Source organism: Tateyamaria sp. (genome assembly GCF_039945315.1).
Taxonomy (GTDB): domain Bacteria; phylum Pseudomonadota; class Alphaproteobacteria; order Rhodobacterales; family Rhodobacteraceae; genus Tateyamaria.
In genome coordinates, this window is record NZ_JBDUXB010000006.1 from 24,921 (window position 1) to 48,730 (window position 23,810).

23 protein-coding genes are annotated in these 23,810 nt (G+C 56.0%); 8 read left to right on the plus strand and 15 right to left on the minus strand.

Annotated features, from left to right (window positions below; genetic code table 11):
* Nucleotides 1-3: 3 nt before the first annotated feature.
* From hemA to ABJD00_RS02245, 13 genes are all read right to left on the minus strand, one after another.
* Complete coding sequence (hemA, locus tag ABJD00_RS02185; protein ID WP_413829172.1) at nucleotides 4-1,221, minus strand: 5-aminolevulinate synthase; 1,218 nt, start codon at nucleotides 1,219-1,221, stop codon at nucleotides 4-6.
* Nucleotides 1,221-1,649 carry a DUF302 domain-containing protein gene (locus ABJD00_RS02190; RefSeq protein ID WP_413829173.1) on the minus strand — a complete coding sequence of 143 codons (429 nt, stop codon included), beginning with the start codon at nucleotides 1,647-1,649 and terminating at the stop codon, nucleotides 1,221-1,223. Before ABJD00_RS02190 ends, hemA begins: the two co-directional genes overlap by 1 nt.
* A 79-nt stretch (nucleotides 1,650-1,728) precedes the next feature.
* Complete coding sequence (locus ABJD00_RS02195; RefSeq protein WP_413829174.1) at nucleotides 1,729-2,997, minus strand: FCSD flavin-binding domain-containing protein; 1,269 nt, start codon at nucleotides 2,995-2,997, stop codon at nucleotides 1,729-1,731.
* Nucleotides 2,998-3,022: 25 nt separating this feature from the next.
* Nucleotides 3,023-3,739: a c-type cytochrome gene (locus ABJD00_RS02200; RefSeq protein WP_413829175.1), complete on the minus strand. Its 717-nt coding sequence runs from the start codon at nucleotides 3,737-3,739 to the stop codon at nucleotides 3,023-3,025.
* Between the two features lie 5 nt (nucleotides 3,740-3,744).
* On the minus strand, nucleotides 3,745-5,058 hold the full coding sequence (locus ABJD00_RS02205) for a c-type cytochrome (protein WP_413829176.1): 1,314 nt from the start codon (nucleotides 5,056-5,058) through the stop codon (nucleotides 3,745-3,747).
* The gene (gene soxC / locus ABJD00_RS02210; protein ID WP_413829177.1) at nucleotides 5,042-6,304 is read right to left on the minus strand and encodes a sulfite dehydrogenase; all 1,263 of its coding nucleotides are present in this window, start codon (nucleotides 6,302-6,304) and stop codon (nucleotides 5,042-5,044) included. The genes ABJD00_RS02205 and soxC overlap by 17 nt, the downstream gene beginning before the upstream one ends.
* An 18-nt stretch (nucleotides 6,305-6,322) precedes the next feature.
* On the minus strand, nucleotides 6,323-8,023 hold the full coding sequence (gene soxB / locus ABJD00_RS02215) for a thiosulfohydrolase SoxB (protein WP_413829178.1): 1,701 nt from the start codon (nucleotides 8,021-8,023) through the stop codon (nucleotides 6,323-6,325).
* Nucleotides 8,024-8,114: 91 nt separating this feature from the next.
* Nucleotides 8,115-8,945, minus strand: a complete 831-nt coding sequence (gene soxA, locus ABJD00_RS02220; RefSeq protein WP_413829179.1) for a sulfur oxidation c-type cytochrome SoxA — start codon at nucleotides 8,943-8,945, stop codon at nucleotides 8,115-8,117.
* 56 nt (nucleotides 8,946-9,001) lie between these two features.
* Nucleotides 9,002-9,331, minus strand: a complete 330-nt coding sequence (gene soxZ, locus ABJD00_RS02225; protein WP_413829180.1) for a thiosulfate oxidation carrier complex protein SoxZ — start codon at nucleotides 9,329-9,331, stop codon at nucleotides 9,002-9,004.
* A 24-nt stretch (nucleotides 9,332-9,355) separates the two neighbouring features.
* Complete coding sequence (soxY, locus tag ABJD00_RS02230; RefSeq protein ID WP_413829181.1) at nucleotides 9,356-9,778, minus strand: thiosulfate oxidation carrier protein SoxY; 423 nt, start codon at nucleotides 9,776-9,778, stop codon at nucleotides 9,356-9,358.
* Nucleotides 9,779-9,804: 26 nt separating this feature from the next.
* Nucleotides 9,805-10,260, minus strand: a complete 456-nt coding sequence (gene soxX / locus ABJD00_RS02235; RefSeq protein ID WP_413829182.1) for a sulfur oxidation c-type cytochrome SoxX — start codon at nucleotides 10,258-10,260, stop codon at nucleotides 9,805-9,807.
* Between the two features lie 152 nt (nucleotides 10,261-10,412).
* Complete coding sequence (locus ABJD00_RS02240) at nucleotides 10,413-10,973, minus strand: SoxW family protein (protein WP_413829183.1); 561 nt, start codon at nucleotides 10,971-10,973, stop codon at nucleotides 10,413-10,415.
* An 18-nt stretch (nucleotides 10,974-10,991) separates the two neighbouring features.
* A complete protein-coding gene (locus ABJD00_RS02245) occupies nucleotides 10,992-11,732 on the minus strand; it encodes a cytochrome c biogenesis CcdA family protein (RefSeq protein ID WP_413829184.1) in 741 nt (246 codons plus the stop codon).
* A 79-nt stretch (nucleotides 11,733-11,811) separates the two neighbouring features.
* Here ABJD00_RS02245 and ABJD00_RS02250 point away from each other — a divergent pair, with 79 nt between their 5' ends.
* The 3 genes from ABJD00_RS02250 to ABJD00_RS02260 are packed head-to-tail and all read left to right on the plus strand — an operon-like array spanning nucleotide 11,812 to nucleotide 13,668.
* Complete coding sequence (locus ABJD00_RS02250) at nucleotides 11,812-12,180, plus strand: hypothetical protein (RefSeq protein WP_413829185.1); 369 nt, start codon at nucleotides 11,812-11,814, stop codon at nucleotides 12,178-12,180.
* An 18-nt stretch (nucleotides 12,181-12,198) separates the two neighbouring features.
* A complete protein-coding gene (locus ABJD00_RS02255; RefSeq protein WP_413829186.1) occupies nucleotides 12,199-12,573 on the plus strand; it encodes an ArsR/SmtB family transcription factor in 375 nt (124 codons plus the stop codon).
* A 42-nt stretch (nucleotides 12,574-12,615) separates the two neighbouring features.
* Nucleotides 12,616-13,668 carry a YeeE/YedE family protein gene (locus ABJD00_RS02260; protein WP_413829187.1) on the plus strand — a complete coding sequence of 351 codons (1,053 nt, stop codon included), beginning with the start codon at nucleotides 12,616-12,618 and terminating at the stop codon, nucleotides 13,666-13,668.
* Between the two features lie 118 nt (nucleotides 13,669-13,786).
* Here ABJD00_RS02260 and ABJD00_RS02265 read toward each other — a convergent pair whose 3' ends face one another.
* Nucleotides 13,787-14,350: a hypothetical protein gene (locus ABJD00_RS02265; RefSeq protein ID WP_413829188.1), complete on the minus strand. Its 564-nt coding sequence runs from the start codon at nucleotides 14,348-14,350 to the stop codon at nucleotides 13,787-13,789.
* Between the two features lie 28 nt (nucleotides 14,351-14,378).
* Nucleotides 14,379-18,263, minus strand: coding sequence for a hypothetical protein (locus ABJD00_RS02270; RefSeq protein ID WP_413829189.1), 3,885 nt, complete (start codon nucleotides 18,261-18,263; stop codon nucleotides 14,379-14,381).
* A 483-nt stretch (nucleotides 18,264-18,746) separates the two neighbouring features.
* On the opposite strand from ABJD00_RS02270, the gene ABJD00_RS02275 reads away from it, so the two are divergent.
* The 5 genes from ABJD00_RS02275 (at nucleotide 18,747) to ABJD00_RS02295 (ending at nucleotide 23,808) form a co-directional block, all read left to right on the plus strand.
* Nucleotides 18,747-19,718: an isopenicillin N synthase family dioxygenase gene (locus ABJD00_RS02275; RefSeq protein ID WP_413829190.1), complete on the plus strand. Its 972-nt coding sequence runs from the start codon at nucleotides 18,747-18,749 to the stop codon at nucleotides 19,716-19,718.
* 213 nt (nucleotides 19,719-19,931) lie between these two features.
* Nucleotides 19,932-20,369, plus strand: coding sequence for a potassium channel family protein (locus tag ABJD00_RS02280; RefSeq protein WP_413829191.1), 438 nt, complete (start codon nucleotides 19,932-19,934; stop codon nucleotides 20,367-20,369).
* Nucleotides 20,370-20,489: 120 nt separating this feature from the next.
* Nucleotides 20,490-21,140, plus strand: a complete 651-nt coding sequence (locus tag ABJD00_RS02285) for a hypothetical protein (RefSeq protein ID WP_413829192.1) — start codon at nucleotides 20,490-20,492, stop codon at nucleotides 21,138-21,140.
* Between the two features lie 2 nt (nucleotides 21,141-21,142).
* Nucleotides 21,143-22,144, plus strand: coding sequence for a hypothetical protein (locus tag ABJD00_RS02290; protein ID WP_413829193.1), 1,002 nt, complete (start codon nucleotides 21,143-21,145; stop codon nucleotides 22,142-22,144).
* Entirely contained in the window at nucleotides 22,141-23,808 is a 1,668-nt protein-coding gene (locus tag ABJD00_RS02295) for a Dyp-type peroxidase (RefSeq protein ID WP_413829194.1), read from the plus strand. Before ABJD00_RS02290 ends, ABJD00_RS02295 begins: the two co-directional genes overlap by 4 nt.
* The last annotated feature ends 2 nt before the right edge of the window (nucleotides 23,809-23,810 follow it).

Below are 23,810 nucleotides of genomic sequence, written 5' to 3' on the forward strand. Positions count from 1 at the left end.
AGCTTACTGTGCGGCCATTGGGCGTCGCGCCAACTGGCATTGGGTCCACAACTCTTCCAGCGCGGACACAAGGCGTTCCACATCCGCATCGCTATGAACAGGCGATGGCGTGATGCGCAACCGCTCTGTCCCCTTCGGAACTGTCGGATAGTTGATGGGTTGGATATAGATTCCGTAGTCGCGCAACAACGTGTCCGAGATGAACTTGCACTTCATAGGATCGCCCACCATCACCGGGATGATGTGGCTTGGATTGTCGATATGCGGGAGGCCGATGGCGTCAAGCCGTTCACGCACCTGCGCTACGCGGGCCTGCTGGGACGCGCGCTCTGTTGCACTCTGCTTCAAATGGCGGATGGATGCCGCCGCACCTGCCGCAACTGCAGGCGGCAAGGCGGTGGTAAAGATAAACCCACTCGCAAAGGAGCGTACGAAATCACACAGTTCGCTCGATGCAGCGATATATCCGCCCATGACTCCAAAGGCCTTACCCAATGTCCCTTCAATCACGGTGAGCCTGTCCATCAACCCTTCGCGCTCGGCCACGCCTCCGCCGCGTGGGCCGTACAGGCCGACGGCATGCACCTCATCCAGATAAGTCATGGCATTGTAGCGGTCGGCCAGATCGCAAATCTCGGCAATCGGGGCGATGTCGCCGTCCATGGAATAGACGCTCTCAAAAGCGATCAACTTGGGCGCGTTGGCTGGCAGAGAAGCCAGCTTTGCCTCCAGATCCTCCAGATCATTGTGTTTCCAAATCATGCGTGCAGCTTTGGAATGGCGGATGCCTTCAATCATTGACGCATGATTAAGCGCATCCGAAAGGATCGTCAGACCGGGAATACGCGCACCCAATGTGCCCAGAGCCGCCCAGTTCGACACATAGCCGGACGTAAACAAAAGCGCCGCTTCTTTTCCGTGCAGATCCGCAAGTTCCGTCTCAAGCAACACGTGATCGTGGGTTGTGCCTGAGATGTTACGCGTTCCTCCTGCCCCTGCCCCGGTCCGGTCGAGAGCTTCGTGCATTGCGTCCAGCACCAGTGGATGCTGGCCCATGCCCAGATAATCATTGGAACACCAGATCGTAACTTTACCCGGGCCATTGTGGCATTTGGCCGACGGAAAGGCCCCGCGGTGACGTTCAAGCTCGGCAAAATCGCGGTAGTTGCCGCTGTCGCGAAGCGCATCCAGCTGAGATCGAAAGAAATTGTTGTAGTTCATCAGTTCTCCACGGCGTCAGCGACGATGTCGGCCAAAAGGGCCTGCACCTTCTGCATCTCTCCTTGCGGGTATTCGCGGTAGCCGACCATGACTCCATCGGCGTTTTCAGCCACGAAGATGCCATAGGGGCAATGCGCAATATTCATCGGGTTCGCTTCCATCACCTCGCGCGACACGACGGCCGAGCAGAAGATGAAAATGTCCGCCTCCTTGAACAGTTCGACATCGCTGCCAACGTCCGCACCCGTGCGGTTCAGCATCTCACCCGTATGGCTGACATAGTCGATCACAAGGCCTTTGCCGACAATCGCACTTTCCACGGCAAAGGTGGCGTCTTCGAAACTGCCCTCAAACGGCACTGTGATTGGGGTTTCGGCATGAGCAGCACTGGCAAGGCACAGCGAGATGGCAAGAACGGTCTTTTTCATCTTTTTCTCCTTATTTTGCTGCAGAATTGCATACCGTTGCCGGCGGTGCCTTGAGATACATCAAGACACCGCCGCATTCTTAAACCGAAGCGCCAAACATGTCGGCGGTGATGCCGGAGTACCAGCCTTCGGATTCTTCGTAGGTGGCCTTGCGCACATCTGCGGTTTCGCCGGTTTGCGAGATGAACCCGTCGACCTTGGCGATCTTTTCGTCCGTCGCCTCATAGGTGGCTCCGACTTTGACGCCGTCATTGGTGTCGATGAGCGACCAGCAGGTGTTCGAGAACTTGGCTGGGAACACCTTGGACCCCGTGAGTGCTCCGCGCACGGCGTTGGCACAAACCTTCGCCTGGCTGTTGGCAGAGAAGCCGGATTTCGGCATATCGCCCTGCTGGCTGGCATCCCCGAGGACATGAATGTCCGGGTCGGCCTTGGAAGACATGTCAGCCGCGTTGACCGGAGCCCAGTTGCCATCAGTGACGCCCGCGATTTCAGCGATGTGACCCGCTTTCATGGCCGGGATGACGTTGCAGACGTCAACTTTGGTCTCTTCGCCGTCGATGGTTACGGTCATGGCCGCAGGATCCACGGACACAGCACCGCCACCGAATTCTTCACCGATCCAGTCGATCATACCGGCGTAGTGGTTGTTCCACCCTTCCTGGAATAGAGCCATTTTTGAGAACTTTGGTTTTGGGTCAGCCACGATGATCTTGGCCGTCGGATTGTTGGCTTTGAGGAAGTGCGCAACCATAGATACGCGCTCGTATGGTCCGGGCGGGCAGCGGTACGGGTTTGGCGGGGCAACCATGGCAAAGGTGCCACCTTCGGGCATCGCCTTGAGTTGCGCCTTGAGCAACTCGGTCTGCGAGCCACCTTTGTAGGCGTGGGGCATCGCGTTCTGCGAGGTCAGATCCCACCCCTCGACCGCACCGGCGACAAAGTCGATGCCGGGGCTGAGGATCAGCTTGTCGTAAGGCAGGCTACCGCCGCTGGCGAGGGTTACAGTTTTTGCACCGCGGTCCACGCCCACGGCCCAGTCATGCACAACGTTCACGCCACCTGCGGCAAGCCCGCCATAGCTGTGGCCCAAGTCATCGATGTCTTTTACGCCACCAAGATAGAGGTTCGAGAAGAAGCAGGTGTAGTAGGTGCGCGTGGGTTCGATCAGGGTCACGTCGACCTCACCCTTGCTGTCTTTGGCAATGTAGCGGGCCGCTGTTGCGCCCCCTGCCCCACCGCCGATCACGATGACGCGCGGCTTTCCTTGCGCGCGCACCATTGGTGCGGCAAGGCTGGCTGCCATGACGGCAGAGGTTCCAAGGAACATCCTTCTATTAAAAGTCATTTCTGTCTCCTCCCTAAGGTTGCCTCTAATTTTCGAGGTCTTTGAAATATGCGGCGAGTGCCGCGATCTCTTCGTCACCCAAGCGCCCTGCAATCATCTGCATGACGGGGTGATTGCGTTGTTTGTTCTTGTAGGCGTGCATGGCCACGACGAATTGGTCTTCGGGCCAGAGGGTGATCGATGGGATGCCATCGTCGCCACCCGCTGCCTGATGACACGTGGTGCATTCGCCGCTCAGGTATTCGCCGTATTCGGGGTCGCCAACGAGGGCAAGGATCGCCGGGTCGAGATCGTGATCGACCGCTTGCGCCGTCGGGTCCGCCTCAGGGATGTTTGCGGGATTATCCGAGAACTGGCGCAGGTACACGATCAGGTGGGCTCGTTCCTGTGGATCCTTGAGGCCTCGGTAGCTCATCCGGGTGCCGCTGGTCATGGCGCGTGGGTTTTCGAGAAATACGTCAAGTGTATCGGCGTGCCATTCCAGACCGCCTGCGCCTGCGCCTGCGCCTGCGCGCTGAAAACTCTTGGAATATTTGAAGTCATCAAGCCCGGCTGCCTTGCGTCCAAAAAGACCATTCAAATGCGGGCCAATCCGGTTTTTAGCAGAGGCTCCAACCTGATGGCAGCCCTTGCATTGCTGGAACACCTTTTCGCCCAGCTCCGCGTCGCCGGTTTCGGCTTGGACGGGCAAGGCCATCAGCCCGACAAGGGCCAACGGCATCAGATACTGCAACACGCGCATCGCGATCACTCCGCGAAGCTCGCCAGATAGGCAGTGATGGCGTCCAGATCCTCGTCCTTCTTCAGACCGGCAAAGGCCATCTTGGTACCTTTGATGTAGGACTTGGGCTTGGCCAGGAACGCCGCCATTTCCTCGGGTGTCCATACTTTTCCTGCCGCGTTGGCCTCGGCAAAAACGTTCGAATACCCGAAGCCTTCAACCGAACCCATTATGCGGCCCATGACTCCATTGAGCTGAGGGCCCACTTTGTTCTTAGCCCCGTCGCCGACCGCGTGGCAGGCCGAGCATTTGCGGAACACTTTTTCCCCATGCTTCAGCAGCGCATCACCATCGTCGGCTACGGCCACTTCGGTCACCTGTGGAGCCGGCGCCTCGGCGGGTTTGGTTGCCGCTGCAGGGATGAAAGACGGTCCCGCAGCAGTGAAGGACGGCAAGTCGTCGACTTTGGCCGGGTTCATGACCGAATTTGACCCACCTTCGGGCGGAGTCTCCACCAGGAAGACCGAGCGCATGGTGATCGAGACCTCGTCCTTGCAGCTCTCCATGCAAGGTTCCACGCTCCATTCGGCATATTCCACGTCGGCACGGTCATCCACAATGAAGCCTTCGGCATTGTGCATCTCGACGTCGTTGAACGTCTCGTTGCTGAGGACAAAGTCATCGTCCACCATGTCGTTGGAGTAGAGTATGTAGGCCACGATGGCGTAAGTTTCGTCCGCTGTCAGAGTACCTGCACTGCCGAACGGCATCGAGCGGTGAACGTAGTCCCACACCGTTGAGAGATAAGGCCAGTAACTGCCTACGGTCTTGACCGGATCCTCGTTCGCAAGCGTATCAAAACCTCCGGCCAACACGGGCCAGTTGTCGACGCCTTCCGCAAAGTCGCCATGGCAGGATGCACAGTAGTCGACGAACACCTCTTCGCCGGTCCACACATCGCCACTGCCCTCAGGCAGACCGCGACCATCCGGCAGAACGTCCACGTCCCAAGCGGCAATCTCTTCGGCAAGCGCGGCGCGGCCCAGACCATAGCGGCCCTCAATCTGCGGCGCGGGTTCGGCAAGCGTTCCACCTGCCACTTGCTTGGCGGCAGCGGCCTGTATTTCGGCGACCTGCTGCTCCAATTCAGCCGCACGGGCCGCTTCAACCTTGGCCTTTTCAGCAGCAGAGCTTGCCTGCGTTGACACCTGATCCACCCGCATTTCGAGCGTATCGATCTTGTCGGCGGCGTAATCACGGTTCATCAGGCCAAACGCCACGCCAAGAACAAGGGCTGTGCCACCCAATGCGGGGAGGAGGAGATTAGGAGACTTCGACATTCTCAGCGATCCCTTCTGCGTTCACGTACCAGGTCTGGATACAGTTGTTGTGATAGACGGAGTTTTCGCCGCGCTTTTCGCGCAGCTGTTCTTTGGTCGGCTGGACGTATCCTGTTTCGTCCATGGCGCGAGATTGCAGCAGCATCGGCGCTCCGTCCCAATCCATGTCGAGGTAAAAGCGTGTGAGCGCTTTGGTGTCGCCCTGCTTGCCCAAACGCGCGGTTTCCCAAGTGATCCCACCATCCTTGGAGACATCGACGAGGGTAATCTTGCCATGGCCGGACCATGCAAGGCCTGAAATGACCAGTGGCCCCTTGCCATGGGTGATCGGCATTTGTGGACTGGGCGACGTGATGACGGATTTTGCGTCCATCTCCCATGTCCATTTGCGCGCCGTGCCGTCCTCCAGCACGTCTGTGTACTTACTTGTCTCTTCGCGGCTTTCCACGGCCATATCGGTCACTTCGATGCGCCGCAGCCACTTGACCCACATGTTGCCCTCCCAGCCCGGCACGACGAGGCGCACCGGATAGCCATGCTCCATGCGCAGCGCCTCACCATTGGCCTTGAACGCGACAAGCACGTCATCGAGGGCTTTCTCCATCGGGATGGATCGTCCGTTCGATGAGGCATCGGCGCCTTCAACATAGACCCATTTGTCAGCGCTGATATCTGCGCCCGCCTCTTTCAGCAGGGTCCGCAGGGGCACGCCGGTGTATTCCATGTTGTGGATCATGCCGTGGGTGAACTGGACACCATTCAGCTGGGCGCCGGCCCACTCCATGCCTGTATTGGCCGCGCATTCACAGAAATAGACGTGGTTTTCGCGCGGGAAGCGTTCAAGGTCTTCGTAAGTGAAGACAAGTGGCTGATCGACCAGACCGTTGATCATCAACCGGTAATCCAGTTTGGAAAGCTCAATGGCCCCCGAATGGTGGCGTTCAAACGCGCAGCCCTGTGGTGTGATCGTCCCCTCAAGGGCATGAATCGGGGTGAAGTTGATCGACGAGATGGGCGAAGCCGTCAGCCACTCCACATTGCGTCGCACCACGTGGGACTCAAAACTGATAGGCATGCCGTAGGGAGTCTCGTCCACGCCGACGCCTGTGTAACTGGCCCAGTCCTGCAGCTCTGTGATCAACTGATCGGGCGTGTCCGCCGCTGCCGCACCGGCAACACCTCCGGCAGCCAAAGCGGCGGAACCGCGAAGGAAGGCCCGCCGGGATGGTTTGAAGATATCATCCATGTTTGACAATTCCCCTGATTAAACGCCGGTCACGACGACGCTGTTGTTGTCTTGGTTAACGGTCACAGTGCCCATCTTGGCGATGTGGCTTTCCACCACGTCCCAGATTTGCGGCCCCTCAGTGTTTTCATTGACGGATGCCCAGCCGGCCACGACATAGTTGCGTGCGGGATCGATTGGTTCGCCCGTGCCCAGCAATGTCATATTGCTGATACGGCTGCCTTGGGGTTGGCCCACGTCAATGTGGTACCCAAGCCCGCCGGTGCGCACCATGTCCCCGCCCTGCTGGTAATAGGGATCGGGGTTGAAGATGTTGTCGGCCACATCCTCCAGCACAACCTTTAGGAATTCACCCGTCATTTCCGTGCGATAGGCTTTGCCATAGGTCATGGAGGTGACGTTGTAGATATCCTCGCGGGTGATGTCCTGTCCGGGGATCAGCGATGGGCCCCAACGCACACCGGGGCTGAGCGCAATCTCGGCCTCCCGTTCAGACAACAAGGCATCACAGATCAGATCATCCCAAGTGCCGTTGAAGTTTCCGCGACGGTAGAGAAGGCTGTCGGTCTGCCCAATCACTTGGCCCATGTCCGCTTCAAACGGTGCGCGCTGTTCATCAATCAGCGCGGCCATATCAGCATCGGGAGAAATGACATCGGAGAAGATCGGGATCAGTTTAGAGCGATAGCCCATCATCCGACCGTCGCGGATATCAAGGTCGATACGCGTCACAAACTTTCCGTTGGATCCAGAGGGAAAGATCAGCGTTTCGCCAGACAAAACGGGTTCGGGTAGCGCGTCATGCGTATGCCCCGACAGGATCACGTCGATGCCGCTGACGACCGTGGCCATCTTCTTGTCAACGTCAAAGCCATTGTGGCTGAGGACGACAACGCATTCAGCACCGGCAGCGCGGACTTCGTCCACCATAGCCTGCATGTTCTCATCCCGGATGCCGAAGGCGTATTCGGGGAACATCCAACCGGGGTTGGCAATTGGCATATAAGGGAATGCCTGCCCGATCACGGCAATCTTGGTGCCCCCGCGTTCGAACATCTTGTAGGGTGGGAAAAGATCTGTTGGCTCGTCCCACTCGGTGTCAAATATGTTCTGACCCAGAGCAGCAAAGGGCAGCCCCTCGACCAACTCGTTGACCCGGTCAGACCCCAATGTGAACTCCCAGTGGAAAGTCATCGCATCAGGCTCAAGCGCGTTCATGACGTTGACCATGTCCTGACCTTGAGTCTTGAGACAGGTGTAGGAGCCGTGCCATGTGTCGCCCCCATCCAGAAGAATGGCATCGGGGCGGTCGGCGCGGATGGCCTTAACCACTGTCGCGACACGGTCCATCCCACCGACAAGGCCATAACCTTGCGCAAGCGATGCAAAATCTCCGGAGCTCAGCGCGTAGTGCGAGCGCGAGCCGTCCTCGATCCCGTAGAGTTTGCGGAAATCAGAGCCCGTGACGTGCGGTACAACCCCTTTGTTGCCGCCAACGCCAATATTCACCGAAGGTTCGCGGAAGTAGATGGGTTTTAGCTGCGCGTGGATGTCCGTGACGTGGATCAGCGAGACGTTTCCGAAGGTGTCAAACTCCAGCAACTGATCCTGAGTCAATGCCTGTTGCGCGGCCAGCCGAGCCCAGCTCCCAAAACCCGATGTTCCAAGCAGCGCTGAGGCCGCCATGCCCACTTGCAGAAAGTCCCGACGTGAGATCATGTCTTAACAGCCCCCCAATACATATGCGCATGTTTGAATTTTTGCGCAAAAAAAGTGCCTCACCCCATACAGAGGCGAGGCTCAAATCAGTTTAGTTGCGAACGGAAGGCGTTTCTACCGACAGACCTTGTCCGCGTGAAGCAAGATACAACTCCAGTGCCTTGAATTCGGCTCCGCCTTCTTTGAACGGCGTGGCGCGAATGTTCTTCATGCAACCTTTGAAACGACCATGGATCGAATTCAGCTTGGCGTTTTTCAAACGGTATGTCGGAAAGCCGTTGATCTGACCCTGGCTGAGGTGATCGGCGCGGATCATAACCCCGTAATTGTCCTCGTGGCAGTTCGAGCAGGACATGTCGAGTTGGCCGACACGGGTGTAGTAGAGCTCTTTGCCCTGCTCCCAGAAGGGTGCAGCATCGCCATCGACAGCAACGTCCATGGGCATTCCGCGCGACTGAAGACCGATCAGCGCGGTCACGGCTGTCATCTGTCCGCCCGAATACTTCCAGGGTTCTGCACCCATTCGCTCCGTCCGGCACTCGTTAACCAGATTTTCCATCGTGACCAGTTCGCCATCGTCCACGCGTGGCAATTGTGTGCGCAGTCCAGCAAAGTCTTCGACATCCTCATGGCAGGACGAACACGCCTTGTTTTCGGTGCCTTCGACCTTGTCGAACAAGTCGATACCCTGATCGACGAAGACAAACGCGGGGTTGTCGAAATCGTCAGTTTCCAGTGCTTGCGTCTCGCTAGAACGGAAGCGCCAACCCGAATAGATCGTGTCAACATTTTCCATGTGCGCAGGCGCCGCCGTCTCAGTGACGAAAGAGTCGCCCTCGATCGAAAGCGTGCTGCTGTCCTGAGCAAAGGCCATGCCTGCAAAGCTGGCCATTGCCACTGTCATCCATGGTTTCAAGTTCATTTTGGTCCCTCCCTGGCTGACCCGGAACGGGCCAAACTGGATCGCGTCACTTTTTGTTAAGAAACTTCGATCTTCTTGGTTGTCTCATAAACGTCGCCGTCATCGTCGTACCAAGTGAATTTGAATTCACCGGATTCAGGCACAACCGCCTGGAACTGGAAGTACGGGTTGGTCGAAATCGCCGGCTCGAGCGTCACATCAATCACGTTCTGACCGTTAAAGTCGCAGGTAAAGCGATTGATGATCGAGCGGGGAATGACGTTGCCATCATCGTCTTTGCGCTGACCACTTTCCATCTTGTGGCTGATCAGGGTCTTGATCGTGATCGTATCGCCAGCTGCCGCCGTTTTGGGGACCTTGACGCGGGGTTTTACACCAGATGCCATATTTTCTCTCCTCGTCTCTTTGAGTCAGCCGCCGCAGCCGCCGATGGTCACTTTCACGTTGGCTTTTGCCATCTGGAACGAACCGTCTTCCATCTTTGCAACGGCAACGACATTCTGGGTTTTTGCCAAACGAATACGGGTCGAAGCGCTGCGTTCCGCGCTGAGCGGTCCGAAGTTGAAGGTCGCCACACTGGGCACAGGGTTACCGTCCGCGTACAGTGTGATCGCGACGGCGCCAGGGGCAGAGACTTCGATCGGAACAGTGTTGCCATTTTCAGCGATTTCAGGCGCTGTAAGGGTGATTGCTCCTTCGCCCAGCTCGGCATCGCCGGTCAGTTCCGCGATTGCATCATCGGTCAGCGAGGCAAAGGCAGGGAAAGACCCAATCGCCGTCGCTGCCACGCTTGCCGAACTCAGGATCAGCAGATTGCGCCGTGTCAGTTTCATTTCATTTCTCCTCGAGTTCCGGGATATTACTGTTCTTTGAGGGTCATCAGGTAGGCGACAACATCCTCGACCTGCTGTGCGGTCAGAATGCTTTTGCCAGCAAAGTCGTCCAGCGGACGGGTATAGCCTTCGTCGATGTAGAAAGCTGGCATGATCGTGCCCTCGAACATCATTTTAGAATTTGTGACGATACCGCGCAGCTCTGCTTCGAGCCACCGATCACCGACACCATCCATGGGCGGGCCGACTTCACCGTGAAAGCTTTCTTCGGACAAATCGGCATTAGCGTGGCAGGCCAGACAATTGCCTAGCTTGCGGTTGGCAAACACCTTGCGCCCTTCAACCGGATCGCCTGTTTGGCCCGTCAAAGACTCTGTGACTGTACCGTCGACAAATGAGACAGTCGTCGGCTTCACTTCCTCTGCAACAACCGTCGAAGCAAATAGTGCTGCGGCGGTTGTCAATCCAAATGCGTTTTTCATGCATCCTCCCTGGACGATTCTTATGGTCCTTAACGGGTACACTAACGTACACATTCACCATCACGCAATATCAAATTCAACTACTTGAATTTTTATATCTGTTCGCACCCGCAGCATTGAGCGCAACAATGACAATGCGCACGCAGCATTTCTTAGCCCTTCTGCGCCTCAAACTTGCGGGCATGGTACTTTTGGAACGGCTCGTCGCCCTCGTAACCCTTTTCAACAACCCAGTTCAGCATGTTGAACGTGGTCCAACGGCCAAAGGCGCCCGGCATATTCGCAACTGCCGCTTGGGTTGCCATCACATCATCACCCACCTCTTCCGGAAAGAAATAGATGCTGGGGGTGAACAGTGCGCCCCAACGTTTGACCATATCTTTCTCAGGCAACACTGTACCGTCAAAATCTGTGACTTCGACGTCGCCAAACATGTTGATCTGGACCACAAAAAAGTTGTCTTCGATGTATTGCCCGATCTCAGGGATCACAAAGACCTCTTCGTGCATCTTCTTGCAGTAGATGCAGCCGCGTTGCTCGACCATGATCATCAGGCGTTTGCCTTCCGCGTTGGCTTCGTCCAGATCTTCGGTCAGGTCCTTGAACGTATCGCGCATCCACGGCGTTTTGTGCAGCCCGTCATCTCCCAGCTCGCCAGCAATTGCTGGAACGGCAAGGCTCAGAGCGATCAGCAGTGCAATCAGTCGAAACATAGTATCCTCCGTTGAATGTCAGCCAATGGCGCTGAACCACGGCACGTGCTCCAGCATCCATTGCGCGATGTAGTTGATGGAATTGGTTGCGATCAGAACCCCGAACAGGATCAGCAGCGCCCCCATGATTTTTTCGATCAGTCCAAGATGGCGGCGAAACCGCGCCATGAACCTCATGAACGGCCCGATAAACAGCGCGGCCGCAATGAACGGCAAAGTCATGCCCAGACCATAGGTAAAGAGCAGGCTCGCCCCCTGCCCGGCCGTCTCTTGACCGGCGGCGGTGAACAGGATGGCAGCCAGCACCGGGCCCACGCAGGGCGTCCAGCCAAAGGCAAAGGCCAGCCCGATCACAAATGCACCGAACAGACCCACATTCGAGGTGTTCCCCGCATCCGCCCGGAACTGCCGGTACAGGAACCCGATGCGCACAATGCCCAAGAAGTGCAGCCCCATCGCAATAATAATCGCGGCCGCAACCCAACGCAGAACGTCAAAATACTCGCGCACCATCTGGCCAAAGGCGGTGGCCGTGGCACCAAGTCCCATGAACACCGTGATCACCCCGAGCGCAAAGCAGCACGCCGCCAGAAATGCACGCATGCGAACGGCGCGCGAGATCTCCGCCTCTACCGAGATCTGGTTCATGCTGACACCCGCCAGATAGCTTAGGTAGAAAGGCACGATAGGCAGTATACAAGGCGATAAAAAAGACAGCAGACCTGCCAGCAAAGCGCCCAAATATGTCACATCAAACATGTCTTCGCGGCCCTTTTACTTGAGATATTCACAAATTAGATTATGATGAACAGTGAATCGACGTCAATTGGAGTGGGTCGTGAAGACACTGAATGCCTGGCTGATCGCAGTCCTTTTGGTTCTGCCTTTGCCCGCCTTCGCGCAGACTTATCTGCTGATGGCGGAAGAGGCTGGATGCGCTTGGTGTGCTCGCTGGAACGAAGAAATTTCTCACATCTATCCAAAGACGCCCGAGGGCCAGACCGCCCCGCTCCAACGCTACGATCTGCACGGCGAGACGCCGAATGTCACCTTCACTCAGAAGGTGAGGTTCACGCCAACGTTCATTCTGGTAAAGGACGACATCGAAGTGGGCCGGATCGAAGGATACCCCGGCGAAGGTTTCTTTTGGGGCCTTCTCACAATGATGTTTGAACGTGCCGACATTCCCTTGGACAATACGGGCTAGAACGCTATGACGCTTGACATGACAAGTGAACCAACACCTCAGAGCGGCTCGCTCTCGCGCCTTCCAGTCTTTGACGCAAAAATGTGCGCCGAGGATATGGAAAAGATGATGCGCAACGCGCAGGAAGCCTCAAACTTCCTCAAGGCCATCAGCCACGAAGGCCGATTGATGATCTTATGCCATCTGGCGTCTGGCGAAAAGTCTGTGACCGAGCTTGAAGATTTGCTGTCTGCCCGCCAAGCAGCGGTTTCACAGCAACTGTCCCGGCTGCGTCTCGAAGGGTTGGTAAAACCCCGTCGTGATGGCAAGGCGATTTACTACAGCTTGACAGATGATCGTCCCCGGCAAATCATGGAAGTGGTCTACGACCTGTTCTGCAGGGACGACGACTGACCGATTGCTTAGCCAGCGATCGGTCCCGGGGGAGAAGCCGAGATGCTGGAATTACTGGGTGAAGCCAACACCGTTGCCTGTATTGGATTGCTGGGCGGCATAGCGCTTGGGCTGGCAGCGCGCATTGGCCGTTTCTGCACGCTTGGGGCAATCGAAGACTTTCTCTACGGCTCAGATGATCGGCGCATGCGGATGTGGCTGATTGCCATCGGAGTCGCAATCGTGGGCACCCATATTGCCATCTCCATCGATCTCTTTGACTCAGCCGAAGCGGCCTATCTCGACCGGGTGTGGAACCCCTTGGGAACGATCATTGGCGGGCTGATGTTCGGCTATGGCATGGCCCTCAGCGGGAATTGTGGCTACGGCGCGCTGGCGCGGCTTGGTGGAGGCGACCTGAGATCATTTGTGATCGTGTTGGTGATGGGCTTATCGGCCTATTTCGTCATGTCAGGGCCCCTCGCCCATCTGCGGGTCGCTTTGTTCCCGGTCGAAACCGATGCCACGTCGTCTCAGGGTTTTACTCAGCTGTTTGACGGGTTCGGGATAGCCCCCCTTGCGACTGGACTGGTGGCTGGCGGGGCACTTTTGATATGGGCCATCGCGTCCGCAGAAATGCGCCGTTCGCCTGGACACATGTTTTGGGGCGCCGTAGTCGGCCTTGCCATCGTATCCGGCTGGATTGGCACGTACTGGGTCGCCATGGCCGGTTTCGAGGCTGAGCCAATCGAAACCCACACCTTTGCCGCCCCGGTTGGCGATACGATTTTTTATTCGATGACTGCGTCCGGCAATGCCCTGTCATTCAGCGTTGGATCAGTGTTGGGTGTGGTGATAGGCGCAGCCCTCGGCTCATATTCCAAGGGCCACTTTCGCTGGGAAGCCTGCGAAGACCCACGCGAATTGCGGCGACAGATCATGGGCGCCGCGATCATGGGGCCTGGGGCCATCCTTGCCGTTGGATGCAGCGTCGGCCAAGGCATCTCTGCATTTTCGGTCTTGGCGTTCAGTGCTCCCCTGGCCTTCCTGGCGATCTTCGTCGGAGCAGCTGTGGGATTGAAACAGCTTATTACGGGCTTCGTTCCCGCGAGCTAGCCGAATGGCGTTTTGCAAAAGCGAGAAAGCTATGATGGTTAAGATACTCGTTGCCAAATTCCATAGCGCGCACCAACCTGACGAGCGCACGTTTACTTCCAAAACTGTATACCTGAACTCAGCCCTCGTCGCCTGTCGGCTCATCAGGAAAAGGCGCTCGTTCCCCGAGAAAGCTCTCATCGTCGGCTTCATCATCAGGTACTTCCATCACTGGCGGGACATGCGCTGCGGGTTCGGGCGTGGGCATAAGGTCGAGCGGTGCATACGCGGGTTCTGCGGCAGCATTGCTAAGCAAAATCTCCGCGCGGTAAGGCAGGCCCGTGTAGATATCTCTGGCAAAATAGACCAAGGTTCCACCGTTTATTCTAGGCACGTTGATCTCATCGAAATTCGGTATACCAAAGTCACGCAAACGCATCGCATCCTGGCTCCAGCCCTTTTCGGGGTCTTCTTCGGCCATTGTCGCCTCGTAAGCCGTGCGGAACGCTGCGGGGTCTTCAATCACTTCGTAGTCGCCACCACTTGCGAGTTCGTTGAGAATGTCCGCCCAGTTCATAGGTGAAGCGTTGGGCGCCAGAGATATGATATCTGCAATCGTGCGGGCTTCTTGAGTGCCAACAATAACCACCCATTCCCCCTGAGCCGTGACGCTAAATTCCATAAGATCTGTGTAGTCTGACATCGCCTGTTGTCCTTCCGGTTATTTCGGCTCAAGGCTTCGGGATCATGCTGGCCCAAGAGGCATCAATCCATTTCGGATCGAGAACTTTTCGCGTACCAGGGGGGTCATATTTCTTCCACAGGATGACTTCTCCTGACATGGGATCGGGCGCCGCAACAATGTACACGTGATAAGTGCTATCGCCCCAGTTTGTGTCCGCAATCACAACCTCCGGGGCGCCCAAGTCCGTGATCATCTCTGCAGCCATTGAATCCCGACCAGCATCGGGTTTTGAGAAATGGGCGGCAGTGCGGACAGTTTTGATAAGGTCGGCCAATTCCGTCGGCGTCTTGCCTTCAGTGGGGCGATTGTCCTTGGCCGCGGTATCATAATCACCCAGAAAACCTTCCAAACGCTGTTTTTCATGCGGAGTCGAAGCTTCACTGATCCAACGTTCAACATGTTTGCGCGAGGCCGCGACCTTTTCATCATAGTATTTCTGTGTCTGTTCAACCGGCATATCTTCACTGGCGATTTTTGCGCCGGGATCAATCAAGGTTGATTTGATCCGATCTTCAACGGTCCCTTCGCCCTCAAGGATGGGTTTAAGCGAAGGGTCGTTGGGCATGGCGTTGAACCCATGGATACCAACCGTCCGGATCACTATCATGTCTGCCGGGTCGGCCCCAAATGTGCCGACCAGATTCTCAAGAACCTTTGCAGTTCGAGCCCCTTGTTTAGCGCGCGTGTTAGATTTCGGCACCTCTTTGCCGCCGACAACTGCGTAGTTCTCGCCCACAGCTACGTTGTAGTCCGTCTCGCCAAAGAGCTGCTCGACCGCCTCGCCGGTCTGTCCTCCAGAGGCCATCTTCCATGGCGCGCGGTCAACAACGGTTTCCGTGGTTCCATCCGGTTTGGTGACTTGCTTGGTTCTGACCATCGCATCGACAAACTCTGCTTCGATTTTAGGCTTCAGAGCTTTGGCCGCATCGCTGTCAGCTTCAAGACCAAGGGCCTTGAGTACCATGGGTGTAACTGCAGCCACAAATTTTTCGCGCGATGTGATGACGGTTTTGGTCGCCTTTTCCACCAATACATGGCGGCCTTGGGATGAGTGTCCATCGCTAGACACACCATCAAGCTTAGCGTTGGGATCATACTGGATTTCAAACCCTTTGCGGACCTGAAGCAGGATTTTCGCAATATCCTTGCCGACCTCGGGCTCTTCTTTGCCCATGGCTGCAGCCACATCACCGCGAATCGCCGCTGCACCAGCGGCATTCCGGTCCTGGATCTTTTTAAATTGCGTGCTTGCTTCGTTTCGCGCCAAGGACGTGGCAAGAGTATATTCGAAAGACCGCATTATCGGGTCTTCGCCCGGGGGCGTTTCTGTAACGACCGGGGTTTTTGGACCCTTTGCTGTCGTCAATTTACCGGTTGATGCGATCTCGGCATATTTCTCCATCGCAACCAGCGGCTGCCCTTCGCGAAGATTGCGCGATGGCGCAGTGGAAAAGCATGACCCGACTGGTCCCTGATCAAGCGATTTCATCATTGTAGCCAGCACAGCTGTCTTGGCTTGATCTGCACTGACTGGCCCAGTTACGCCAACCGCGCGTCCAACCAGTTCTTCGGCGCCACCACCAACAGCGGGTTTGGTCATTCCATTGATGATTTCGCCTGCTTTGGGCTTTTTGAGTTCCTCAAGCGTGCGCAGAGTGGTGTCGCTCATGGTCGGCATCGGGTGTTTCATCGCATCCGGATGGAACAACAGATTGCCGACAGCCTTTTGGGCAGCTTCGCTTTCAACGTCCAGATTTCCGTCGCCGTCTATCATGGCCGAAGCGGTGGCTACGCTGCGCTTTTGCGCGCGCTCATTGGATTTGTCGGTGGGAATTGCCTTAAAGCCTGAGTCTTCAAGATGTGCACCCGACGAAATGTATGCATCAAGTTTGTCGAAGTATTCAGGACCGCAGTACGATCCCGTTTGGATAAGTTTTTCTGCGTAGGCACGAGGGTCTTCGCCTTCGGGCAAGGTTTTACCGTCTTTATCGGCAAATCCGGCTGACAGATTGTCCGCGATACCGCCAAGGGCGTTGGCCACTGCTTCGGGGTGACGCGCGCCTGTCGCTGACTCGATGGCTTTCGCCGTCAGGCCAGGATCCTTTTGAAAGCCTTCAATGAACTTGGCAGAAACCGCATCGTCGAAGGGAGCGCCATGATTGGGCGACAAAGGTCCGACGGTGATGGCATCCAGAATGCCCCGCTTGGCTTCCTTTTTCTTAAGATCATCGGATGCAGCTTTGGTTCCTTCTTTGGCGGTGTCATGCTCGCCCTTCGCGGCAGCAGCAACGTCTTCGGCGGCTTTGATGTCGCGCGCTTTGGCTTCTTCGGCCGCTTGCGCCGCCTCTTTGCGCAATCGATCCAGTTCCATGCCCTTGAGCATGGCCTCGTTGCGCTCACTTTCAGCCATTGATGCAAGGTCAGGCAACGCGTCGTTGAAGTCCTTCCATGCCTTTTCCGCAGCCTCTGCCGCGGCAAGCCCCTTGGCCCAGTCCGAATTAGGCGCCGGGTTGCCGTTCTTCAGCTCCTGAAGCGCGACGTTTGCAACACCGAGTGCCGCAAACTTTTCGGCCTCTGCCTTTTGCGCTGTGTCCAGCGCTGTCTTTCCTTCGGCAATCTTTTCAGCGCTGGCTTCGACGGCTCCACCAGCTTCCAGTTCCTTGAGCGTAATCATCGCCGCTTCAAACGACTTCGGATTCTTTTCAGCGAGTTTTTTAAGAGTCGCCTTTTGCTCATCCGGAACAGTCTCTAGCGCTGCGACGATTCTATCTTGCTCTTCGTCCGAGTAGCCAAGCTTCTGAAGTTCAAGCTTCAGGCGACCATCCGGAGTTAGGCTATCAATGAAGTCATCCGCCGCCTCGGCAACATCCGACACAACCTCCTTGACCGTATCAACAGCGTCAGATGCCATCTCAGACAGTGTGTCCATGAAACCAGACGAAGATTTTTCCAGTTTGGCGTATTCCTTATCGACAAAACTCTTGGCCAGATTAACCAGGCCAGTCGCCTTTTGGAAATCTTCGCTCTTGAGGAAATTGGCATAGGCCGCTTCAAGTTGTACTGCCTTCTTGGACACCGCTGTTTCACCAGCCTCTTTGATCGCGCCCAACTTGCTTTCAATTTCCTTGTAGGCTTTTTCGACCGTTTCGCGCATCGCGTCGGTGTCTATATCCGGCACCGTAGGGCTACCGCCGTCTCGATCTTCTGTCGCGGGCTTGCCACTCGACACACCCATCGCCTGAAGCGCTTTCGCAACCATGATGGTCGTCGTTTCCGCAGAACTGAATTTGCCCGACGCCACGGCCGCTGAAGCCTTTTTCAATCCGTCGGCCAGTTTGGATGCAGCTGACTTGTTAATTGCGCCCAGTTTTTTGACGCCGACAGCCAACTCTTTGATTTTGGCAGTCAAGAGTTCGACGCGATCATCCGTGCCTGCATCCGTATCTTGTTCGCCGCCTGCGTCTTCCTTAGCCCCAGTCTTGGACGGTTCTTCTTTGTCGTCTTCGTCGTCGGTGATAGATTCACCGCCCGGCATGACAAATGCAACTTTGAACGCCAACCCCCTGTCTTTGAGGTGTTTTTTCGTTTGCATAAGAAGAATTTTGGGGGGCGGATCGTCGCCTTCAACGGTAAACTCCAGTACTTTCCCCCTGACTAGAAAAGTACCCATCGTCCCCTTGGAGGTGCCACCGTTGGCCTTGGCTTGCCGCCACATCACTGCCGCAGCCTTTCGGGGGTCGGCTTCAAGAACCACACCGTCATCCTTGGCGATTACCAAGGCAAAGTTATGCGGTTTCTTACGGGCTTTTGCGATCAGAGCACCGAGTGCTGAACCCTCATCTTTGTGTTCTTTTGCAGACTTCTTGGCCAAAGCGCACACCTCTCTAAGCTAAGTTATTCAATCAGAAACGGCGTTGCGTTAAGAAACGAAAAAGCTAAACTGGTTTATTCAAAGTAGCTCTGCTATAGACCTAGCTTGACCACATTTGTCCTCATTTTCAAGCCCGACGGCTGAGGACTGGCCTACTTGAACACAGATGCTGCGCCTACCAAAAGGCCTGAGAGTACTACACCAGAGGCCTCGCGACGTTGTCGCCTCGCCCTACCTTCTGCGAACGAAGCGAAGAGCAGAATTGTTTAACCGTAAGACAGCTTGCCCTCACCGTTGCCGATGTCTCCTTCGAGCCCTTTGTGACAGTTGATCCACGCTCCGCTCCATCATACGGTGCCAACCATGTCAGAGTTTCCTCATTTTGCAGTCTTGGAACGCCACAGCGCTCATCGCCGAAAGCGTTTTGCCGGATAGCCAGGGTCGCAACAACACCACCCTGCATACGACTTTTGGAGACCATAAATGACTGAATTTACAGAAATACCAGTGCTTGACCTTGCGCCATTGATTACTGGCGAAGACACAACTCAACTGGCCGCAGACTTTGCTGACGCATATGGAAACATCGGCTTTGCCTATGTTGTTAACCATGGTGTGGCCTCCGATTTATGCAAAGCCATATTCGCGATTTCAAGGCAATTTCACGATCTGCCCGACGCAGCAAAACAAGCAATCGCGCTCGACTCAACCCACCGCGGCTATATTGCCATAAACACCTCTACAGACGTAAATTCCGATCTCGCCGAGGTGACAAAGCCCAATCAATCCGCGTCGTTCATGATGATGCGCGAAGACGCAGAACCCGATCCTGACCTGTATTTATCCGGCCGAAACCAATGGCCTGTCCTGCCCGGGTTTCGGGACGCGTGCGAGGCGTATGCGAAAGCAATGACAGAGTTGGGTTACCAGCTGATGGGGTTGGCGTTGGATGCGATCGGCACGACCGACAGGTCTATTCTAAGCGCATTCAAAACGCCGACAATTTGGTTGCGGTTGCTTCACTATCCGCCGCTGCCCCCGCAAGCGCCTGAGGACCTCTATGGTTCTGCCCCGCATAAGGACTTTGGGTGCTTAACGCTTCTTGCGCAGGATGATGTCGGCGGCCTGCAGGTTCAGACGCCTGCGGGTCAATGGGTCGACGCACCACCACGAGATGACGCTTTCATCGTGAACGTTGGCGACATGTTGCACCGCATGTCGAACGGAAAACTGCTGTCAACGCCGCACCGGGTTATTAATGCAACGGGGCGGGAACGCTATTCGGTGCCCTTCTTCTTTGACCCCACTGTTTCAGCGACCATCAAACCTCTACCAGGAACCGGTTCACCGCAGTTCGAACCTTTAAATTTTGGCGACTTTCTAAAAGGCGAGTTGGAAGCCAGCTATGACGCACATCAGGCCGACCCGTCTGGTCCACAGCCTAAAACCGGCTAACAAACACATTTCCCTTCATCAGAACCAACTGAACGTCGACTTTAGCGGCGCTAAAAAGCAGTTAAGCACCATCAGTTGCGAATGAGAGACCAGCAAGGTAGAGCGCCAACGCAAAGATGGGTTTTTGAAGCATGGTTGTTGGGCACGTCCTGATCTATGGTCCCGCGCAGCTTTGATGCTCGTTTCTAACGGGTGAATCGATGGGACTACGATATGACGACAACACTGCAAATTCTGCTTGGCAGCGCTCTGTTGACCTTCTGTGCACTCGTCCATGTGGGAATAGTGGCAAGTGCTATTCCTGTTCTGGAAAAGGTTGGGCAACGTGTCGCTCATGCCAGCCATTCATTGGGGAGCATGATTGTTCTGAGTACTGGCGTCCTGATCATCCTTTTGGCGCACACGATGCAGGTCTGGACGTGGGCAATTGCATTCATCGTCAGCGCCGCAATACCTGACTTTCCCACCAGCTTTTACTTTTCCATGGTCACTTACACCACACTGGGATACGGCGATCTGGTGTTGGGTGAAGGCCTGCGCATCTTTGCTACGTTTGCGGCGGTCACTGGTCTTTTGACGTTCGGGATAAGCACCGCGTTCCTGATCAGCATCCTCACTTCGCTCTTTCCAGAGATATACACCCGCCGTTGAACACGGTGCACTTGGGTTTCGCCCGCTGTCATCTGAGGACAGGCACGAAAGTCGTTAACACATTCAACCATTCATGGTATTTCGGTGGCATTGATTTAGATTTTTGCACCGAGGTCGCGGATGACAAATATTGCAGGCAAGGCCTACGCCATGAATGTGGTAACCCCGAGCAACCCGCGGGTCACTTGGATCAACCGGCTATTGTTCATGGCCGCACGGGGGATGCCGGAACGGCTCATGGGACTGTTGGGCCTGTCTTTGATCCACTTTGCCCGCTGGGTGATCATCAAACCCGAAGATTGGCCCAATCTGGGCCAAGGCCGCCAGAAGATCGACAATGACTACATGCTGTTTTGTTCCAATTTCAACGGCACGTGGGATCAGTACATTGACGCCTTTTCCGATGGCATCCCAAACGGCCTGAACCTGTTTTGGTTCTCGGCCACAAAGTACCCGCTTTCGATCCCTGTGACCCCATTCAAGACCTACATAACCCACAATCAGGTCCATACAGATTACTACTACAACGCCACACCGGGGGCCGCACAGCGCGATATCAAAACGTCACTCGACATGTATGACGCCCTGCTAGACCTTGAAAAGACGCACAAAAACCAAACCCCTGAAGAATTCGCAAAAACCTACAAGGCCGCTGTAACCCGCGTACAGGCTGGGTTTGGTGACACGGGGTTCGGCCCGGTTGCCAGCCTCAGCACAGAAAGCGCCGACCTCAATCGCGGCGACTACATCGCCAGCGCTGGCGAGGGTTGATCATGCCTGATCTCGACAGCGGACATATCTTTCTGACAACCTTTGCCCCTATTCGCGACAGCAGCGCGCGCCCGGACAAACATACCTCTTTCACGCAGGATGTGCGGGTCGCGCTGGCCAGCCTTCCTACGGCTCTACAATCCCCGGCGACGGAAAAAATCGGTGTGAACAGCCCGTTCTCACGCAACACTCGCACCCATCTGGCGCGGATGTTTGTGCTGAACGACGTGGTCTACAATGGACGTTTGGGCCAAAACGCACTGGCAGCGTCCGTCTCTGGAGATAACCCGGCCACCATTCAGGAAGTGGACCGCCTAAACACTTCCTACCTTGTGTTCTGCGCTGACATTGACGCGGTCGAAGTTGACGGCGCTCCCCTGCCCCATACCCTCGCCCCCGAAGACCAAAAACGTGTTCGTGCTTCTTACGCCACCAAGCTTTGGGAGACGATGGAGGACGAATTGCGTGCCGTCTATTCAAACTGCGTCGGGTTTGACAGCGTAGACAGCGCCGAAGACTTCGCAACCTATCTGGACCGCTGCCACGTCGAAACGACCATGCCGTTCCACGATTACTATCTTAAACTGCCCGAGTTTAATCGGCTGCCCCTCAAGCTTTTGTTGGCCGCTGTTGGGCTGCCCCTTCTCTATGCGCTTCTCGGTCTGATTTTGCGGATATTTGGGGTGATGGAGATGCCTGTCTTTGGCACCAACACGCTGCTCGCTCTGATCTTTGGCGGGATTGCCACCATAGTCATCGGGTTCGCGGCCGTACTTTATGCCATCCACAACGGAGAAAAGCCGCTGCCACCGGGGGAATATGACGATCTGCCCTCTGTGTTGAAATCTCTCTATTTGCAACGTGCATTTTCGGACTTTTATGTGGAATCCCAAGGGGTAGACGATGCCGATCTACACGCACGCTTTGGCGCCTTTCTTAAGCAACACAAACCCAGCGACCGCTCCGGTCCGACACAGGCCCCCGGCGTGATAGGTGCCCCATGACCAAAGCGCTGAACTTGCACGACATCCAAGGCAACGTGGTGCGCGCCTACGGGCGGTTTTCCTTTCCCTTTGCGCGCTATTTCTTCTTTCATATCGCTGACCGAAAGGCCGGGCGAAAATTCGTGGATGATGTGCGTGGCCAAGTGACCACAGCCGCGCGCTGGCCTGATCAGGCTGAAAAGCCGGACTGCACTGTGAACATCGGCTTCACGTTCTTTGCACTTTGGCAGTTGGGCGTGCCTGCGCGCACGCTCAAAGGCATGCCAGACGAATTCGTGGACGGTATGAAGGCACGGGCCTTTGTCCTTGGAGATCGCGACACAACCAAAGTGGCCGAGGATGACCCCGAATGGGACGCCCATTGGGATCCAATCTGGCAGAGCAACCGTATGCCAGGCACGTCTGGTCGCGATGACGTGCACATCTGGGTGTCCCTCAATGCGCAACTCAAGACACCCGGCGCAGCTGAGCCTGTGGATGCGCTGGAGGATAAGACGCAGTGGCTGCGCGACTTGTGTGACGCCACGGATGGCGGCGTACGTTTGTTGAGTGGGCACGGCAAGGACGGCAAGGCAGACTTTCAGTCCGCCAACGCAGTCTTTGATAAGTACGGTGAAACAGAACTGCCCACGCCAAAAGAGCATTTCGGCTTTGCTGACGGAATTGGAGACCCGGTCTTTGACGGGCAATATGATCCAGAGAAAACCAAGACCGCAGTAATCGGACGAGGCAAGCAGGTGGACGGCAAATGGGTGCCAATCCAGACCGGTGAATTCATTCTTGGTCATCCTGACGAAAGCCAGGAACTCCCGCCCGCCGCCATGCCGCCTGAATTTTCGCAAAACGGCACCTTCATGGCCTTCCGCAAACTGCATGAATATGTGGGTCGGTTCGATGAGGTTCTGGCAGAAGAAGCCAAATCATTTGCCGCGGTTATGGACGTCTCTGCCGAAGAGGCGGCACAAACGCTGCGGGCAAAAATGTGCGGACGCTGGTCAGATGGGGTGCCACTGGCCACCGTGCCAACTTACGCAAAATGGCAAACTTTTCGGTCAGAACATGGGTTTGACGACCCGGACCCTGTCAAAGCTCTGGAAAATCAGGCCAAATACCTGCGGTCTCCGGCTGCATCTGACTTTCGTTACGCCGACGACATGCCCGGTTTCAACGTGCCCGGTGGCGCGCATATCCGGCGGATGAACACACGCGACTACCTTGATCCTTTGAACAAACCTGGCGTTGATGACACGGGCTGTCCCTTCTCAAACGAAAACGCCACCCACGCGCTCAACAAGCGCCGTCGTGTGTTGCGGCGGGGGTTGCCATACGGGGCGTCGGACCCCAGCCAAAACACAGACGACACCGAACAGGGCGTGGCCATGATGATCATCGGGACCAGCTTGTTTCGTCAGTTTGAATTCGTGCAGCAACAGTGGGTGCAGTACGGGCTCGACTTCCATCAGGGCAACAACACCTGCCCGATGCTGGGAGAGCACCGCACGCACACCCGGTTTACGATTCCGTCAGACCCGAAGTCAGGCAAACCACCCTACATCATGAGCAAGCTAAAGACCTTTGTAGAATGTCGTGGGGGGGAATACTTCTTTATCCCATCGATGACATGCCTGCGCCTGATCGCAATGGGGATCGTTGACCCGACCTGAGC

Bases quoted from the DNA above. Each gene is read 5' to 3' on its own strand.
- ABJD00_RS02195 (WP_413829174.1), bottom strand. From the start codon at position 2,997: ATGACTTTTAATAGAAGGATGTTCCTTGGAACCTCTGCCGTCATGGCA.
- ABJD00_RS02280 (WP_413829191.1), top strand. From the start codon at position 19,932: ATGACGACAACACTGCAAATTCTGCTTGGCAGCGCTCTGTTGACCTTC.
- soxX (WP_413829182.1), bottom strand. From the start codon at position 10,260: ATGAAAAACGCATTTGGATTGACAACCGCCGCAGCACTATTTGCTTCG.
- ABJD00_RS02200 (WP_413829175.1), bottom strand. From the start codon at position 3,739: ATGCGCGTGTTGCAGTATCTGATGCCGTTGGCCCTTGTCGGGCTGATG.
- ABJD00_RS02190 (WP_413829173.1), bottom strand. From the start codon at position 1,649: ATGAAAAAGACCGTTCTTGCCATCTCGCTGTGCCTTGCCAGTGCTGCT.
- ABJD00_RS02295 (WP_413829194.1), top strand. From the start codon at position 22,141: ATGACCAAAGCGCTGAACTTGCACGACATCCAAGGCAACGTGGTGCGC.
- soxY (WP_413829181.1), bottom strand. From the start codon at position 9,778: ATGAAACTGACACGGCGCAATCTGCTGATCCTGAGTTCGGCAAGCGTG.
- ABJD00_RS02240 (WP_413829183.1), bottom strand. From the start codon at position 10,973: ATGTTTCGACTGATTGCACTGCTGATCGCTCTGAGCCTTGCCGTTCCA.
- ABJD00_RS02275 (WP_413829190.1), top strand. From the start codon at position 18,747: ATGACTGAATTTACAGAAATACCAGTGCTTGACCTTGCGCCATTGATT.
- ABJD00_RS02205 (WP_413829176.1), bottom strand. From the start codon at position 5,058: ATGTCGAAGTCTCCTAATCTCCTCCTCCCCGCATTGGGTGGCACAGCC.
- soxA (WP_413829179.1), bottom strand. From the start codon at position 8,945: ATGAACTTGAAACCATGGATGACAGTGGCAATGGCCAGCTTTGCAGGC.
- ABJD00_RS02265 (WP_413829188.1), bottom strand. From the start codon at position 14,350: ATGTCAGACTACACAGATCTTATGGAATTTAGCGTCACGGCTCAGGGG.
- soxC (WP_413829177.1), bottom strand. From the start codon at position 6,304: ATGGATGATATCTTCAAACCATCCCGGCGGGCCTTCCTTCGCGGTTCC.
- ABJD00_RS02285 (WP_413829192.1), top strand. From the start codon at position 20,490: ATGACAAATATTGCAGGCAAGGCCTACGCCATGAATGTGGTAACCCCG.
- ABJD00_RS02255 (WP_413829186.1), top strand. From the start codon at position 12,199: ATGACAAGTGAACCAACACCTCAGAGCGGCTCGCTCTCGCGCCTTCCA.
- soxB (WP_413829178.1), bottom strand. From the start codon at position 8,023: ATGATCTCACGTCGGGACTTTCTGCAAGTGGGCATGGCGGCCTCAGCG.
- hemA (WP_413829172.1), bottom strand. From the start codon at position 1,221: ATGAACTACAACAATTTCTTTCGATCTCAGCTGGATGCGCTTCGCGAC.
- ABJD00_RS02260 (WP_413829187.1), top strand. From the start codon at position 12,616: ATGCTGGAATTACTGGGTGAAGCCAACACCGTTGCCTGTATTGGATTG.
- ABJD00_RS02290 (WP_413829193.1), top strand. From the start codon at position 21,143: ATGCCTGATCTCGACAGCGGACATATCTTTCTGACAACCTTTGCCCCT.
- soxZ (WP_413829180.1), bottom strand. From the start codon at position 9,331: ATGGCATCTGGTGTAAAACCCCGCGTCAAGGTCCCCAAAACGGCGGCA.
- ABJD00_RS02245 (WP_413829184.1), bottom strand. From the start codon at position 11,732: ATGTTTGATGTGACATATTTGGGCGCTTTGCTGGCAGGTCTGCTGTCT.